Annotated in this window: 17 protein-coding genes; 4 read left to right on the forward strand and 13 right to left on the reverse strand. The window is 35.9% G+C overall.

Annotation, left to right across the window (positions count from 1 at the left end):
* Positions 1-343 precede the first annotated feature (343 nt).
* Genes AN486_RS05415 through AN486_RS05425 form a run of 3 tightly spaced genes read right to left on the reverse strand, consistent with a single transcriptional unit; the run spans position 344 to position 3520 of the window.
* Positions 344-1951 carry a tetratricopeptide repeat protein gene (locus AN486_RS05415; protein ID WP_290599505.1) on the reverse strand — a complete coding sequence of 536 codons (1608 nt, stop codon included), beginning with the start codon at positions 1949-1951 and terminating at the stop codon, positions 344-346.
* On the reverse strand, positions 1951-3249 hold the full coding sequence (locus AN486_RS05420; protein ID WP_290599506.1) for a P-loop NTPase fold protein: 1299 nt from the start codon (positions 3247-3249) through the stop codon (positions 1951-1953). Before AN486_RS05420 ends, AN486_RS05415 begins: the two co-directional genes overlap by 1 nt.
* Before the next feature lie 58 nt (positions 3250-3307).
* Positions 3308-3520: a hypothetical protein gene (locus AN486_RS05425; protein ID WP_290599507.1), complete on the reverse strand. Its 213-nt coding sequence runs from the start codon at positions 3518-3520 to the stop codon at positions 3308-3310.
* A 51-nt stretch (positions 3521-3571) separates the two neighbouring features.
* Between AN486_RS05425 and htpG the strand changes: the two genes are divergently transcribed.
* A complete protein-coding gene (gene htpG, locus AN486_RS05430; RefSeq protein ID WP_290599508.1) occupies positions 3572-5539 on the forward strand; it encodes a molecular chaperone HtpG in 1968 nt (655 codons plus the stop codon).
* Between the two features lie 51 nt (positions 5540-5590).
* Here the strand turns inward: htpG and AN486_RS05435 are convergent, their stop codons facing one another.
* Both AN486_RS05435 and AN486_RS05440 read right to left on the reverse strand, forming a co-directional pair.
* A complete protein-coding gene (locus AN486_RS05435; protein WP_290599509.1) occupies positions 5591-5842 on the reverse strand; it encodes a BrnA antitoxin family protein in 252 nt (83 codons plus the stop codon).
* Positions 5817-6137, reverse strand: a complete 321-nt coding sequence (locus AN486_RS05440; RefSeq protein WP_290599510.1) for a BrnT family toxin — start codon at positions 6135-6137, stop codon at positions 5817-5819. Before AN486_RS05440 ends, AN486_RS05435 begins: the two co-directional genes overlap by 26 nt.
* Before the next feature lie 158 nt (positions 6138-6295).
* Between AN486_RS05440 and rpmB the strand changes: the two genes are divergently transcribed.
* Complete coding sequence (rpmB, locus tag AN486_RS05445; protein ID WP_027402820.1) at positions 6296-6532, forward strand: 50S ribosomal protein L28; 237 nt, start codon at positions 6296-6298, stop codon at positions 6530-6532.
* A 127-nt stretch (positions 6533-6659) separates the two neighbouring features.
* Here the strand turns inward: rpmB and AN486_RS05450 are convergent, their stop codons facing one another.
* On the reverse strand, positions 6660-7559 hold the full coding sequence (locus AN486_RS05450) for a metallophosphoesterase (RefSeq protein ID WP_290599511.1): 900 nt from the start codon (positions 7557-7559) through the stop codon (positions 6660-6662).
* Between the two features lie 211 nt (positions 7560-7770).
* On the opposite strand from AN486_RS05450, the gene AN486_RS05455 reads away from it, so the two are divergent.
* Positions 7771-8616 carry a procyclic acidic repetitive family protein gene (locus AN486_RS05455; protein ID WP_290599512.1) on the forward strand — a complete coding sequence of 282 codons (846 nt, stop codon included), beginning with the start codon at positions 7771-7773 and terminating at the stop codon, positions 8614-8616.
* A 180-nt stretch (positions 8617-8796) separates the two neighbouring features.
* Complete coding sequence (locus AN486_RS05460) at positions 8797-9492, forward strand: DUF305 domain-containing protein (protein ID WP_290599513.1); 696 nt, start codon at positions 8797-8799, stop codon at positions 9490-9492.
* A 128-nt stretch (positions 9493-9620) separates the two neighbouring features.
* Here the strand turns inward: AN486_RS05460 and AN486_RS05465 are convergent, their stop codons facing one another.
* The 7 genes from AN486_RS05465 to AN486_RS05495 form a co-directional block, all read right to left on the reverse strand.
* A complete protein-coding gene (locus AN486_RS05465) occupies positions 9621-10244 on the reverse strand; it encodes a 4Fe-4S single cluster domain-containing protein (protein WP_290599514.1) in 624 nt (207 codons plus the stop codon).
* Between the two features lie 128 nt (positions 10245-10372).
* Complete coding sequence (locus AN486_RS05470; RefSeq protein ID WP_290599515.1) at positions 10373-10891, reverse strand: hypothetical protein; 519 nt, start codon at positions 10889-10891, stop codon at positions 10373-10375.
* A 302-nt stretch (positions 10892-11193) separates the two neighbouring features.
* Positions 11194-11946, reverse strand: a complete 753-nt coding sequence (locus tag AN486_RS05475; RefSeq protein WP_290599516.1) for a retron system putative HNH endonuclease — start codon at positions 11944-11946, stop codon at positions 11194-11196.
* Entirely contained in the window at positions 11943-13274 is a 1332-nt protein-coding gene (locus AN486_RS05480; protein ID WP_053541072.1) for an AAA family ATPase, read from the reverse strand. Before AN486_RS05480 ends, AN486_RS05475 begins: the two co-directional genes overlap by 4 nt.
* A 49-nt stretch (positions 13275-13323) precedes the next feature.
* Complete coding sequence (locus AN486_RS05485; RefSeq protein WP_290599517.1) at positions 13324-14133, reverse strand: pentapeptide repeat-containing protein; 810 nt, start codon at positions 14131-14133, stop codon at positions 13324-13326.
* A 308-nt stretch (positions 14134-14441) separates the two neighbouring features.
* Positions 14442-15083 carry a hypothetical protein gene (locus AN486_RS05490; RefSeq protein ID WP_039202830.1) on the reverse strand — a complete coding sequence of 214 codons (642 nt, stop codon included), beginning with the start codon at positions 15081-15083 and terminating at the stop codon, positions 14442-14444.
* Positions 15084-15479: 396 nt separating this feature from the next.
* Positions 15480-16661, reverse strand: coding sequence for an acyltransferase (locus tag AN486_RS05495; RefSeq protein ID WP_290599518.1), 1182 nt, complete (start codon positions 16659-16661; stop codon positions 15480-15482).
* Positions 16662-17255: the final 594 nt, after the last annotated feature.

Raw genomic sequence — 17255 nt, forward strand, 5'->3', positions numbered from 1 at the left:
TATCCTGATATGGCTACGCCACGCTGCGCTATCAGACAATTAGTTTTGTGAGAGTTTCCCACAAAATCGCACTATATTTATTTAACTCAAGCATGATCTTATTCAGGATTTTAGTAATTTATCAAGTATTTTGACACTTATAATCCTGTAAATCCTATAATCCTGGATATCCTGATTCAGACAATTTCATGATTGCATTACAAACTTGTTTTTATGTATTGTCATCAGATGCTTCTGTTTGTTGTTGCAAAAACTCTCGAATAGATGACAATAACTCAGGATTGCTTTCTATCATTTCTAGCAATGCTAATGCTATTTTTGTATTTAGTTCGGGAAAGTCTGCTTATTGAACTAACCTTTCAGCATCATTGTACTTTCCTTGAGATTCATACAATGCTGCTAAATTATTAAGACTAGTAGCGACGGAAGGATGGTCATCACCAAGTTGGCGTTTTAAGATATCTAAAGATTGTAAATAAAGAGGTTCAGCATCATTATATCGTCCTTGAGATTTATATAAGAGTGCCAAATTATTAAGACTAGTAGCGACGGAAGGATGGTCATCACCAAGTTGGCGTTTTAAGATATCTAAAGATTGTGAATAAAGAGGTTCAGCATCATTGTATCTTCCTTGAGATTCATACAATCCTGCTAAATTATTAAGACTAGTACCGACATCAGGATGGTCATCGCCAAGTTGGCGTTTTCTAATATCTAAAGATTGTAAATAAAGAGGTTCAGCATCATTGTATCTTCCTTGAGATTCATACAATCCTGCTAAATTATTAAGACTAGTACCGACATCAGGATGGTCATCGCCAAGTTGGCGTTTTCTAATATCTAAAGATTGTGAATAAAGAGGTTCAGCATCATTGTATCTTCCTTGAGATTCATACAATCCTGCTAAATTATTAAGACTAGTACCGACATCAGGATGGTCATCGCCAAGTTGGCGTTTTCTAATATCTAAAGATTGTAAATAAAGAGGTTCAGCATCATTGTATCTTCCTTGCGCTTTATACAATGCTGCCAAATTATTCAGACTGGTAGCAACATGGGGATGGTCATCACCAAGTTGGCGTTTTAAGATATCTAAAGATTGTAAATAAAGAGGTTCAGCATCATTGTAACGTCCTTGAGAATAATACAATAATGCTAATTTATTAAGCGTATTAGCCAGAGCATCTTGTTGTTGAAATTGAGTTTGCAAAACTATTGCTTGATTCAAATATTTTTGAGCTAGTGCTAATTCCCTTTCCCTATCTGCTGATTTTCCTGATTGTACTCGTTCAGAATATAAATTACCTAACTGGCTATAGAGAGTTTCTAGTTTGCTACTATTTGCTCCCCATTGGTTAATGGCTTCAGCTAATGATGCTTCTAATTGTTCTGGGGAAAAAATCGAACTTGCTTGATTATCTAGAATTACCTCAGAATTGCGATTGATTAATAACTCATTTGTCACTAAAGACGGTTCAGGCTGAAAATGAAATACACCATTACGCCAACTCCAGAAATCAGGTGCTTGCTTGGCAATTTGAGCGTAAATACGTGATGGTATCCATAAAATAATCGGCATTTTTAGTTCTCGCAATGCTTCCCTTGTCCATTGCAAATAACCAAAAAACTTTTTCAACAATTCATCTTGATTGAATGATCCTAATTTTTCTGCACCTAATACTGTGGCTATGGCATTTTCTTTTAATGTAACTTGTTGTGTGATGGCTTGCTTTAAACTAGGTTCTTGACCATCAAGATAAACTCGATAAATATTGTCAATATATGCTAATTCTTTTTCATAATTAGCTATAATATTTTCACGCTGACGATCTGCATCACACACAGCAATGAAAATCTGTAACATCCCAATGCCAGCTTCAATTGAAACTAACAAACTTATATAAGTCTGTTCATTTGCTTTGATAATGGATTCATTGGTTAAGGTGTTCATTAAATTAACTCTTCTAACTTTAACTGTTGAATTACAAGAGGATGAAGATCATACCAACTCTCAGCATTTCTATATTCAATCACATAAACATTGTGGAGCAAATCAAGAAATTCTTGCTGTTTAGGATCATCAGGGCGATAATTCGTATATGTTTGTTGTAAAATCTCCCGGTCAGTTTTGCTCAAAGTAATTGTCATATCATTTCGCAAAATATCAAGTGCTTGCTGCAAAATTGTCGCATCAATTTGCACATCATCAATCGGTTCTAGCTTTCTGGCTTTTTTTCTTAACTCTACTAATACTAAACTACAACATTTTTGAGCAATGCGAACCAATTCCCGAATTACACCACCACTAGATAAAGCAATCTCCAGCAAAATATCATCTGCTAATAAAGTGCTATCAATGCGTTTCCGCAAAATCTCCTGTAATTTAGCTATTGTTGCAGTTACAGGTTGAGCTTCGTTTTTATGACTTTCACCTTTAGGATAAACTTTTAAAACTGGCATCACAAAAATCGGATTACTCGTTTCATCTTCGATATGTCTTTTTAAAACACCATCACGAATTGTGGCAATAGGAATTGTATAAATAACAAAGAAATTAGGTTGTAATAGTGCTTTAATATTTTTGAGAAATATACTTTCAATAGCTGCTAAATCTAGTTTATCTAAATCATCAATAATTACCACAATCTGTTTTTTACAAGCTAAAGAAACTTCTGTAGCAATCAGATTGAGAGTATCTATTAAATCTCGAAAATCACGTTTAAATTTAGTTTCTATAACTTCGCGGATACTTGCTTCAGCCTTTAACTTACTTTTCAGAAAACTCCAAAAATCAAAACCTGCTTCTAATTCAGCCCCAATTTTACTTTCTTCAATTTCTGTCCGTTCTTGAAACCAATTAAAAAATCTTTGTTTTTTGTTAGCATCAATCTCAATTTTTTGCTCCTCCGCTTTATCCATAATTTGGACAGCAATAGCAAAAAGAATATTAATGTGATTGATGGCTGTAGCTTCAATTAAATCAGATATAGAAAAGAAGATTGTCAGATAATTATCGTCAAATTCTCTGGCAAATTCTGCCAACAATGTAGACTTACCACAACCGCGATGTCCTGCAAAAATTAATTGATTGGTATAATCATTACCATCCAAAACTCTCTGTTCTAATTCTGCAATGAAATCATCACCATAAGGAACTCGAAAATCTGCGGTTTCTTCTGTTGTTACCAAAGGTTGCAATTGCAGATTACGAAATGCTTTTTGAAACGCCTCAATCCGATCACTTGCCATTGTTTATGCTCCTTATATATTGACAGTTTTTATGTTATGTCAGTTATATCAATTTTATCTATCTAAAATCAATAGGAGTATGTAATAGATAATTCTTATTCCACAAATCGGGTAATACTGCTAACACCCTCACATTAATGCTAAAATTCACTATATTACGCAGTTGGGCTTTACCACTGTCTTTAGTCTTTAGTCCCCAGTCTAGCATGATGGTAGTGTAATCCGAATCATAATGAAGAGGTATTCCTGACCCCAAAAGAGATAAAATCACGGAAAAATGATTTTCATAAAATATATCTGCAAGTAAAACCGACGGATAACTATGCTAGAACAAGGCAATATCAGTATTCATACCGATAATATTTTCCCGATTATCAAGAAGTCTCTCTACTCAGATCATCAAATCTTCTTGCGGGAACTGGTATCCAATGGGGTAGACGCTATCCAAAAGTTAAACATGGTATCCCGCGCTGGGGAATACAATGGCGAAATTGGTGAACCAGAAATTACCATTAGCATTGATAAAGACAACAAAATCCTCTCCATTACTGATAATGGCATTGGAATGACCGCAGAGGAAGTCAAAAAATATATTAACCAAGTTGCTTTCTCTAGTGCTGAAGAATTTATTCACAAGTATGAAGGTAAGGCAGACCAACCGATTATCGGTCATTTCGGTTTGGGTTTCTACTCATCCTTCATGGTAGCGAAGCAAGTAGAAATTGATACTCTATCTTACCAGGAAGGCGCACAAGCCGTGCGTTGGACTTGTGATGGTTCACCTAAATTTGTTTTAGATGAATCTCCTCGCACCACTCGTGGAACTACAATTATTCTCACATTGGAAGGAGAAGAAGAGGAGTTTCTCGAACCAGCACGAATTAGGAATCTTGTCAAGACCTACTGCGATTTCATGTCAGTTCCCATTAAAATGGATGGGGAAGTTTTAAATAAACAAAAAGCTGCATGGCGTGAATCTCCCAGTAATCTTAAAGAGGAAGATTATTTAGAGTTTTACCGCTATTTGTATCCTTTCCAAGAAGAACCCTTGCTGTGGGTACATTTGAACACAGATTATCCCTTTGTGATTAACGGGATTTTGTATTTCCCGAAAATGCGTCCTGATGTAGATGTTACCAAAGGACAAATTAAATTATTCTGCAATCAGGTGTTTGTCAGTGATAACTGTGAGGAAATTATTCCCCAGTTTTTAATGCCCATGCGGGGCGTGATTGATAGCACTGATATACCTTTGAACGTTTCTCGAAGTGCATTACAAGGCGATCGCACTATTAAGAGAATAGGAGATTATATCGCCAAAAAAGTCGGCGATAGACTCAAAGAATTATACCGCGATAACCGCGAACAATACGTAACAGCCTGGAAAGACTTGGGAACATTCGTGAAATTTGGCGTTCTCAACGATGATAAATTCAAAAAACAAGTTGAAGACATCATCATCTTCCGCAGTACAGCCAAATTAGAAGCCCCTGTAGCCGACACCGCAGCCGTTGAAGTTCAATCTGCTGACGGTGATGTTTGGCAAGATGTTACCCCCACAAATGGCACTAGCATCCCCTACACCACCCTGAAAGAATACCTAGAACGGAACAAAGAACGTCACGAAAACAAGGTATTCTACAGCACCGATGCAGCTACTCAATCCACATACATAGAACTGCACAAAAATCAAGGTTTAGAAGTCCTCTTTATGGACTCCTTCATTGATACCCACTTCATTAACTTCCTAGAACAAGAATATCGGGATGTTAAATTTACACGGGTAGACTCTGACCTCGATAACACTCTTCTCGATGACAAAACTGGCGAAATTGTTGACCCCACCACCAACAAGACCAAAGGAGAAGTCATTAAAGAACTATTTGAGAAAGCCCTCAACAAGCCAAAACTCAACATCCGCACCGAGTCCTTGAAATCAGACGACCCTCAAGGAACACCACCTGCAATGGTGTTATTACCCGAATTTCTGCGGCGGATGCGAGAAATGAGTGCTATGATGCAGCAGCAAACGGTCGAATTCCCCGAAGAACATATTTTACTAGTAAATACTGCTCACCCGTTAATTCAAAACTTGGTTAATCTCAGTCAAGCTAGTATTATTCAGGGTGATGGTGAATCCCCCTCCAGTCAATTAGTTAATATGATGTGTCAGCACGTTTATGATTTGGCACTGATATCTCAAAAAGGCTTTGATGCAGATGGGATGAAATCCTTTGTAGAACGTTCCAATGACGTACTCACCAAGCTAACAGAACAAGCCAGCAAGTAAACAGCCAGATAACCGACTTCTCGGAGAAGTCGGTTGTAACACTTTATTTTTTTAGAGATTTTCTTGATGGTTAATATAAGAACGCAGCACAGTATTAATCATTGATTGATAGCCTTTTCCCTGGTGTTTAAACCATTCTAAAACGTCACTATCTAAGCGAATGGAAATAGCTTTTTTAGTGATAGGTTTCACCATTTTAGCTGTTTTCCAAAAATGATCGTCTAATTCGGGAATATCAGAAGTATCAATGGCAGAATCTGGGATATTTTGGATTTCTTCAAGACGTTTCGGCGAGATATTCATAGTATTGTCTCCTTTCTTTAGGGGTGGCTTTTCGGGCTGAAATCAGGCGAGTTTTGCCGTTTCTTTCAGTATGGGCTACAGTGACAACAATAATTCCTTGTATTGCACCAATAGTAATTTCTCTAATTTCTTCATCATAGTCAAATCGTTCATCAATCGACGTAAAAACGATTCCCTGAAAAATTTCTTGTGCTTCCTCAAAGCTAAGTCCATGTTTTTTCTGATTTTGTTGATTTTTATGTTCGTCCCATTCAAATTCCATTAGACTTGTAAATACATTTTGTATATACACCATGGTAACATTAGTGATAAATGGTAAAAATTAAGATTTTCTAAAAGGTTTGATAATACTTGCCATAATTCCCTAGATACTAGATAATTATTCTTTTTCCCGAACTTGTTGGGATATAATGGGAAGGTTGTCTTAAAATAGAACTCTAGGAGATATTTATTATGTCCCGTCGTTGTGAACTAACTGGTAAAAAAGCCAATAACGCTTGTTCCGTTTCCCACTCCAACCGTCACACCAAGCGTCTACAGCACGTTAATCTGCAAACCAAGCGGGTTTGGTGGGCTGCTGGTAACCGTTGGGTAAAATTGAAACTTTCCACCAAGGCTATTAAAACCTTAGAATTTAAAGGTTTAGACGCAATGGCAAAAGAAGCAGGAATCAACCTCAACCATTACTAAATAGTAGGGAACAGGGAACAGGGAACAGGGAACAGGAAATAGGGGGAGGAAAAGTCCTTCGATATTGATTATTCTTCTTTCTTCCTCCTGACTCGTTCTTTCTTCTCCTGACTCCTGACTCCTTTCATTAAACACTATTTAATTTAATTATACCCTGATCAAAAACGCGATTATTAGTACCAATAGCGCTCACTTCCATTCTATCTGCATACACATCATAGGCAGCAAAACTCAAATCACTGGTTGAATATTCTGTCCATTGAGAACGACCAACTGGACGATTACCAGCACCAGCACCACAGATTAAATAGGTAGTTCCATTAATAGCGCGAGTTCGTTCATAATTATGTTCATGACCATTGATATAAAGTTGAACATTGTATTTTTTAAATAGGGGAGTAAAGGTTTTAATAAAACTTGTATTATTTCCATAATGACCAGACGAATAAATCGGATGATGACCAAAGACAACTTTCCAAGGTGCTTTACTCAGACTTAATTCTTTATCTAGCCAAATTAATTGATTTTTCCAATCAGCATTACCATTAGTATCTAAGGCAAAAAACTGAACTTTATTTTGACTAAATGTGTAATAACGTCCCTGCATATTAAAACCAGGATATTTAACTTGGGGAACACCATTATCCGTGCGAATATCATGATTGCCTAAACAAGCATGAAACTTGACACCATTTTTTAGTAAAGGTTGATAAGGGCGTTCAAAAACTTCCTTTATTTTCTCAATTTCCCCATTATTGTAGATGTTATCACCAGCTAAAACTACCAAATTATAAGGATTTTGCTGATGATAAAAATTCATAGCATTTGCTACAGCATATTGTCCTTTAGTCCCAGTTCCTGTATCAGCAACGGAGACAAAACGCAATAATAAATCTTTTTTGACTGGTTTAGCTGCTGTTGCTGATTGTATGAGAGAATTTGAATTTGACAATTTCCCACTCAAAAATCCAGATGCTATGGTGCTGATTCCACTTAAAAACAAAAATTGACGGCGGTTAATATTCATATTTTATTAAAATGGCACAATAGATGATTATAGTCACAATACGTTTTCTACATTTCAATACCTTGTCCATTTTTCGTAGGTTGGGTTAAGCGATCGCGCAACCCAACGCATTTGTTGGGTTTCGTACCTCAACCCAACCTACAAATCAAGACTTTTTCCAATTTGGACAAGGTATTGATATTTTTGATTCGCTAATTTGGGTAAAAGTTCCATGTCAGGAGAAAAACGTAGAAAACCAAGAAGTGAACCCGCACCTACACTCTATCAAAAAAATCAACCAATTTGGAAAACGGCAATTATCCAAGTTTTGCGGGGAACGATTGGTGTTTTAGAAACTACAGTAGTTAAACTGGAGACAGAAACACCCGCTGATACTCAGAAAAAAACTAATTTTTTATCGCGTTGGGATGGATTTTTAAGGACATTCCGCTTATTTCTACCATCAAATATATCTAATAATGTATCAGATACGGTGCTGACAGGGATTTTTGCAGTAATTTTTGTGGTGACAATAGGAATAACTACATTTATGTTTATTCCTAAATCTGTGGAAGTCGCAACTGTTCCCCCGGTAGAAGAGGTTATCCCACCAAAATCAGTTATAGAACCAGAACCAACTCCCACCCCAGTTATAGAACCTGAAGTCATACCAACCCCCACCCCAGTTGTTGAACCGGAAGTCATACCAACTCCGGTTATAGAAACTGAAACTACCCCGACTCCAGTTGTTGAATTAACACCTGAACAAGCTTTACTAGCAGCAATTGAAAATCAGTTTTCAGATATTACCATTGCTGTTAAAAATACGCAGGATAAAAATATTATTTCTCAACTCATAAAACCTGTTCAAGCTAATTTCCGTACCAGCGATTTAACTGTGAAAATTAGCGATATTTGGTATAACCTGGAAAAATCTCAACAGGACAAACTAGCAGCGGATATATTACAACGTTCCCAAGAACTTAATTTTATCCATTTAGAAGTTGTTGATTTTCAAGAGAAAATAATTGCCCGTAGTCCAGTTGTGGGTAATAAAATGATAGTTTTTAAACGTTGAAAGTTCATAGACAGTTATTTTGTTAATAAAGATTAATATCACAAAACATTTCATCTTGATTTCATATTCCCATGAAAAGCTAGAATTTAGTTAAACGCATAACTGGTTCCAAATATTTGCAACAGTTAGGTTTAATGACTTTTACTATTAAATCTTCATATTTTCAAGGAAAAACAAGTTATGAAAAGCAAAAATTTGATTTATGGTTTGATTGGGTTAGTAAGTAGTAGTGCTGTGAGTGGATTATTACTTGTCAGTAACACACAAGCACAAAGTCCCAATTCTGAACACAATTCTCATCATTCATCTAAACAAGCTAATCCCCCCAAAAAAGGGATGATGATGCAAACAGATCAGCATTTTATCGAAATGATGATTCCACACCATCAGCAAGCAGTAGAAATGGCTGATATCGCATTCACTCGCGCACAACATCCAGAAATTAAGAACCTCGCAGTTGCTATTAAAAAAGATCAAACCAGCGAAATTGAACAGATGCGAATCTGGTATAAGACATGGTACGGTAAAGAAGTACCTATAATGACTATGACTGATCAAGGAATGATGGCAGGTCCTGGGAATATGTGTCAACAGATGAATCCACCAGACACGATGAAAATGCCGATGAATGGTAAAATGCACTGCATGAATATGGATTTAGAAACATTAAAAAATGCACCAGATTTTGATAAAGAATTTATTCGTCAAATGATTCCTCATCATCGCATGGCTGTCAAAATGTCACAGATGATTGTTAAAAAAACTGCCAAACCAGAAATCCGTAATTTGGCTAAGTCTATCATTAAAACTCAAACGGCAGAAATTAACCAAATGCAGCAATGGTATCAAAGTTGGTATAAGTCAAAGCCTGTATAAACCATTGTGAAACCCTTATATTGCGCTTGATTTATAACCGTTACGGCTGGTCGTATGAAGAATTTTAGCAGTTCCAAATTTGAGAGACTGAAAACCGAAAATACTTTGATTTTTCAGCCTCCCTAAAATTAGCTTAATTCCAATAAACCTTGATAACCTGTAACAATACGATTACCATCTTTGAGAATGTGGACTTCAATTTGATCACTAGCCCAAGTAATTTTATCTGCAAATTCTGGATTAAAGATATTGACTTTTTGATTACTAGAAGAAACGGGAGAATCAGGAGAATTAATTGCTAGAGATTTCACAAAAGGACCATCAATCAAAATATCTAATTCTGCCAATAATTCTTTTGCACCAGGAGGGGCGGAATCAGATTGTAATTGTTGAAGAGTGAAACCAGTAAAAGACATGATATTTAAACCCGCTGCTTTTAACTTTCTGGCTAAAATTGTTAATGCAGGTGCTTGCCAAAATGGTTCACCACCGGAAAAAGTTACACCCGTATTCTGGGGATTTTTGAGAATACTTTCAGCGAGGGTATCAATAGCAACTAAATCATTAATCTCAAATGCCCAGGAGTCAGGATTAAAGCAACCAGAACACTCACGGTTACAACCTTGTACCCAGACAACAGCCCGACAACCGGGTCCATTAACTTCTGATTGGTCAACATAACCCATAATATTCAGATAACCGGGGGGGATGTCCGCGAGTGCTAGAGATGGGTTCATGGGCTTAGTTTCCATCTTTTCTCAACTCCTTTTCAACTTTTCCTATTACTTGCTAATATAGCGAGACTCGGAACAAGTGTGGAGAAAGAAAATATAAGCTTTTTGAAGTTTGATTATTTTGTACAGTCAACCTTTAGGTTTTTTTAAGCTTTTGCCCAGGAGGGGATGAATGAACGCGCAGCAGCGATCGCATGAAAGAATGCAAATATCCTGTGGCTGGGTTGACCATGATCCCGGCATTTTTGCAGGTCGAAAGACCGTAATTCTTTTTCGATGACGTTTTCGACATCAGCAGCTAAATTTAACCTACCTTCATTGAGATAACATTCGGTGAGAAACAGTAATTTCTCAACATTAATTTCATTGGTTTCCCATTGAATTTCAATAGGAAACTCATAATTTTTGTCTAATGTTCCCCCACTGTAAACGTTTTCCATGAGTTTATTGCCGATAATATATTTAACTTTATGGGTGTTAGCCAGTTCTATTAAATCATTAGCAGTTGGCTTCAATCCTAGACGACGACGGAAAACGGAATCAATAATTTCATATTTACTATTGTCTGGAAATACTGTGACAACCACAGCCGCAATCCCTTCTATATTTCCATAACATCCGATGATGTTTTTACTTTCTTCGCCGTGAACAAATAAGATATCCATAATATGCACCAACTAAATTAATAAGAGGAAATTGAGTTGATAAGATTCTCGCAGACGGAACGGACAATGAAAAACTCAATACCGATAATCTATCAGACTTTTTCCAAAAATTGAAGCTTTGTTCAAAAAAAAAAGAGTCTTTTTATCAATAGGTTAATTTTAGATTAATTACAAACTAAAATCTATTTCTCTAGATAGATGAAAGGGCGGATTTTATTTTGTCTAATTAAATGTTGCTCAATTAACATCTTTTTGGAGTCAGATCCCCGACTTCTTTAAGAAGTCGGGGATCTTATTTATTGTTAACCTGAATAATAAATATTCATAAGATGTCGTTCTGCACCTGCACCTAAAACCCAGCGAATAGTTGTAAAAAACGGATGCCAATTGTCTGTACCATTACCAAAATATTCGGCTGCAACTTTCTCTTCTAAATCATTTATATCAATTGTCTCATCATCAAGTTCTTTTTCTATTTCGTCAATTACAACTAATCGTTGATCTTTCAATCTTTGGACATTAAGTTCCAGAGTATCAATAGTAAATTGAACATTTTCTATAGGAATACCAGAATCTTCACAAGCTTTTTTATCAGGTCTAATTTCACCATCTTTACTACTGAATTTAAATAGACGTAATGTTGGTAAATTCAGAGGATTTAATAATCTACCATCAGGTATGTCACCATCCTTCTTTTTGCCACAACATGGTAAATCTTTCAGTTCTTTCAGTAGTTGTGGATTTTCCAAGTCTTCATCTTTCATTCCACCTGGAGGAAGACAGATAGCAAGCATATTTTGCCAATCTAGATCATGATTATTTTCTTTTGTTGATTGGTTACGAGGAATAAAATGTTCTACAGAACGATTTTTCTCATGAAGGGACATTTCACAATAGGCACAAAGTCCCTTTTGATCAGTCGCTAAAGTGTCACGAATTGCATTCAAAGTTTCTCGGTTCTTTTTTAAATCACTCCATCGCTTTATCTGTAAAGAAAATCGCCCTTTATACTTTTTAAGTTCCTCTGGTTCTGGGGATTTCAGCACTTTTTTCACACCGCATTCCTCCGTTCCAATTTGCGGATTTGCATATCTGCTCTAGTCATATCTGGATCATAAGATTCCCAGTGTTGTAATTCTTGTCTGAGGCGTTTTGCTTCTTCTAATTGACCATTATCAATTGCTTCAAAAAGGCGTGTCAGTGTTCTTGATTCTTCCGTATCTGGTCTTAAATCACTCAACCCTAAAACATATCTGACAATATCTGAACTTTTCATCCCCTTGGTAGGTGATGGACATTCCTTGATTTGATAATCTTCTAATATCTTCACCTGATTTTGTTTAACTGTTGTTACAACTTCGGGACTGTGAGTAGTGGCGATAATTTGAGTGTTGGGAAATACCTTTTTTAAATCAGGAATAATATTTTGTTGCCACGTTGGATGTAAATGTAAATCTAACTCATCAATCATCAAAATGGCTTCTGCTGATAATGGGTTTTCCATGTGTGGGTTTGCTTGTGCTAAACGCCGCGCAAAATCCATCACCAACGCTAACATATTGCGATAACCTGCACTTAATTGACTAAGTAAAAGTTCTCGTTTTTCTCCTGTTTCCATTGTCCACTCAACCATCAATTTTGCAGATGTTGCACCTGAAAAATAAACGCGAGCATTAGGAGCAATAATAGTAGAAATAGCTTTTCGTATTTGCTTTAAATCTGGAAGTTCAAAGTTAATATCTTTTTGATTTTTTCCCTCTCTCAATTCTTCATACTCACGCCAAAAAAACCAAGTGGCTAAATCAGTAAAATTAGCTGTTGCACTTAAAGCATTTTTTAAAGAATCAAATCTATCTAAAGGTAGATTGGAAATATTTTCTTGGTATTCAAGATTAGTTAAATTACGATCACTTTTATAATAACCTATGACAGAAAGCTCAGATTTTGGGTCATTTTTCAAAGTATCACATTTATTTTGCAACTCAGCAAAAAACTCCTTATTTGCTTCTTCTGATAAAGATATACCTGTGACTGCTGTAGAAATATCTTCCTTGTTATAAATAAACTTTTTTTCGTAGACTATTCTCCAATCTAAAAAATCTGTAGTTGATACAGTAAATTCTGCATAATGTTTTTGTTGATTTTCTTTTTGTTTGACTGAAAAATCTTCTTGTGAAAAAGGGTTAGTTTGTTGATATCTTATACTTTCAATTAGCTGAATACAACGTATATATGAAGCAAACATTGCCGCAGCAATACCATCCAATAACGCACTCTTACCTGATCCATTATTGCCAACAAAAATATTGATATCGGGATCTAAATTAACTTCCAAATGCTCAAAGCAGCGGAAGTTTTTGATAATGACTTTTTGAATGTGCATTGATTTATTGTTACAGTTGATTTTATTTTAACATATTACCTCGTTACCGTTAATTGCATTTCTTTGGTGTTAATAATTCTAACTTATTCTCTAAAATCGTCCCTTTCAAATTTGCTCCCTGAAAATTTGTGCCGCGAATATTTGCACCTTTTAAATTTGCTCCTGCTAAGTTTGCACCTTTTAAATTTGCCCAACTTAAATCAGCTTCTGTTAAATTTGCTTCACTCAAATTTGCTTTAGATAAAAATGCGTTTCCTAAATGAGCTTTTGTTAAATTAGCTTTATGTAGGTTGGCTTGATAAAGTTGAGCAGTCATTAATTCTGCTTCATATAAATTTGCTTCACTCAAGTTAGCAGTAATTAAATTAACTGCCATCAAATTTGCAAAACTTAAATTACTGCGAATAAGTTGGGCTGCGGCTAAATCAGCATTTTTTAAATTAGCATTTTGGAAATCTGTACCAATTAAATTAGCATCGTTAATGATAGTATTTTCCAGATTTGCACCACTAAAATCAGCACCAATAAAGTTGCCAAAACTTAAATTAGCCTGGGTTAAAATTGCCCCACTCAAATTAGCAATACTCAAATTCGCTTGACTTAAGTTAGCTTCTATTAATTTGGCTTGATAAAAAATAGCATTACTGAGATTGGCATGACTGAAATTAGTTCGCACCAATAAAGCGTGAGCTAAATTTACTTTATTCAAGTTTACCCCTTGGAGATTTGCTCCGCGGAGATTTTCTCCTAGTAGATTTGCAGCACTAAGATCAATTTCAATTTGGGAATTTTTGTTTCTCCATTCTATCCAGGTAACTGCTCCTGAACGTAATACATTGAGATGTTGTTGATTTGCCATTTTTTGCTCCTTTAGGACTTACGCAAGTTTCACATTTAATATTTTTTGTAAGAGGGTGTTTGAAAAGTCATGATTGCTGTATCAAATCTTTTACCCCTCCCTAACCCTCCCCTTGTGAAGGGGAGGGAAGCAGATTTTTCTTGTTTCCCTTTACAAGGGGAAAGGGGGTAACAATGTGATGAAAATTACGGGATACCACTTTTAAAACATCCTCTAAGGTGCGTCAGACTCGATTATGGGGTAAGAATAAACAGATTTTTAACATTTGACGCACCCTACTAATATGTTAGTTGCGTCAATCTTGTTCCTTATTCGTTACGCTTACCTTGGGAATTTTCCCTTCCAGGTGAGTTTTCAATTGCGGCTAAAGCGCCCGCTGCTCCTGCTAAAATATCCTGTTCTGAGCCACCTAAATAAAGTCTGCCAAAACTACCGACAGCTTGAACTTCGAGGATGTTAATTTGCGCTGCTTTTTCTGCTTCATTAGCTGCTAGTGCTGCATAAGCGGCTGGTTCAACTTCCAATACATAGAGGGTTTGTCCTGCTAGTAGCAGTTGTCCTCGTCGGGTACGGTTAATAAGTTGGGTTTGGTAAGCGTCAATATTGCGGATAATTTGGCTAGAAACTACGCGAGGTTTAATACATTCCTCTTTTTTTACGCCTAAAAATGCCAAAATCGCATCTCCAGCGGCTCGTGTTTCCCCTTGAGAGCCAGAATGCACTTCTAATAGTCCATATAGACGTTCTACTACTTGCACTCCAGGACGAACGGAAGCGGATTTCAGGGCTACGTCCGTAATCTTGTTGATTTCGATACCAGGGGAAATTTCAATCCATAGGGATGTATCCCCCGGTAATGGTAAGAAACCCTGGGCTACTGTTCCCATGTATGCGGCGTGTTGAGGTTGCAGATTGTCTAGAAATACGAAACTGCGTAATTCTATGCCCAAAGTCTTAATTCTCCAGTCATGAGGGTAAACATTTTGGATTTAGATCCCCGACTTCTTTGAGAAGTCGGGGATCTGCAATATATGAGTTTACCGTTAAAGTGGACTAGTTTGGTAATTAGTGATGATTAATTCTTCGGCTGGAGGATGTTTTATTTATAAGTATTAATATGAAATAAGTAAGCCTTAAAGCCAAAATCTTCTGGATTAGAGACTTCCAAGAAATAAATTATCCTAAGAAACGAACCACAGAGGCACAGAGTACACAGAGAGAGAATTTCTGCATCAGTTTTGGGACATTTTTTTATTTGGAAGTCTCTTAGATATTTTAGATGCACAAAAAGGGTTTTACTACTGACCGCTGCTCGATTTTTCATGGGGTCTTTATGTCTAAGACTTTTATGAGATCACGGCATCTTTGATTTTTCGCTTTTTCAAAAAATTAGACATAAATGGCCGCTCAAAGAATAAGTAAAACCAGTAAGCAATAATGAGTGACATCACCGTACCTATTAAATAACATCCTGCTGCAAACATATCTGGTGAGATTGGTAGGTAAAACAGGAAGTAACGCACAAAAACTAAAACTGGTCCATGAGTAAGATAGAGACTATAGGAAAATGTTCCCAGGGCGATCGCTAAAGGATGTTGTAAGATCCGTAGTATTAAAGATGGTTTTTTGTTTTCTATTATTGACTTGGTTAAGGAAATAAATAGACAGGCAAATGCTAGACCGGCGAAAGTTTGATTAATCCATATATGCAGTCCTAGCCGTCGCCATTCAGTGATGACAGCAAGACAGGTAAAGATAATAGCCAACCAACCCCAAGGTAAAGAATTTCTGATAGCTACTAACTTGGGTTTTTGGGAAAATCCAATATCTGCTGCTGCCATTCCTAAACAAAATATACATAAGAACCAAGGATTGGCTGATTCAAATAATCCATTCAACAAATATAGAGGAGTTAAACCAATTAAAAAGGTAATAATGACAATCCCAAATAATCCCAACCTTCGCCATATAGGCAATAAAAATAACGGAAATAAAAAGTATATTTGCCATTCTGTGGCGACAGTCCACATGGGTGGGTTAATAGTTAGATATGAATTACTGTCAAGATTATGAACTAGGAGTAGTTTAAGCAAGACATCCATCAAAGAAAATCTGGGAGAAAATGCTCCTAGTCCTGCTTCTGTATTCCATTGAAAATCCGTAAATTTTTCTAAACCCAAGATAATTGCTGTTAATAGTAAACAGATAAACAGTATTATATAGTAGGGTGGTAAAATTCGCCGCGATCGCTTCTTAATATAATTCATGAAACTTCCTGATAACTGACCATTTTCAGAACGCGCTACTGGCAGCATCAAAACATAACCAGAAAGAACAATGAAAATGACAACACTAAATGCACCATATTTCATGATTTCTCCAAATAATGACCACATTATAGGCAATTGTCCTTCAATTGATGGTTCAATATGTACGAGGACAATATATAAAGACGCTAATCCCCTCAATCCGTCTAAATAAGGAAGATGAAGTCTCTTTTTAGTGGATTCTTCGATAATTTTAGTCATTCAACTAATCTCCTATGCTATTTTTGTACGGACATTTCTTCTCTATTTGCATTTTGGGATTGCAAATTAATTATCAAGAAGAAATACAATATAAAGTTTTTCAAGTATTTGCAAAACCCACAACAAGTTTAGGACTTACACAAAAGTCACGAAATATGAATGAATAAGGAAGTAAATGACAATAAAAAAAGAGGTTTTAGAGATTTTTCACCTAAGCTATAAGGTTCTCAAAATGCCTCTTAAATAGAGGTTATTTAAATGTTGTAGATGGCTATACAAAAGATGCTGATTGATTTGTAACCAAATTTGGTAATCCGCTATATGTACTTGTTCAAAAATCAGAGAAAATACTTTTTTATATTTGGAATTAATAAATACTTCCCTGATTACTGTAACGGCTTACTTTGAGCCAATTTTTAAATATACCATTGTTGTAATCATAGTATGTCAATAAATTTCACTTATGTACTCTTCGTACAAAATACCTTTTTAGTGACATAAATAATGTCTCTCTCTTATTTTAAAATAAAGCTACAAAATAAATATCAAGTAATCGTAAAGTTTAAACATAAATTATGAAGATTTAAAAGTAAA

Origin of the sequence: Anabaena sp. AL93 (assembly GCF_001672085.1) — a bacterium.
In the GTDB taxonomy this organism is placed as follows: Bacteria; Cyanobacteriota; Cyanobacteriia; order Cyanobacteriales; family Nostocaceae; genus Dolichospermum; species Dolichospermum heterosporum.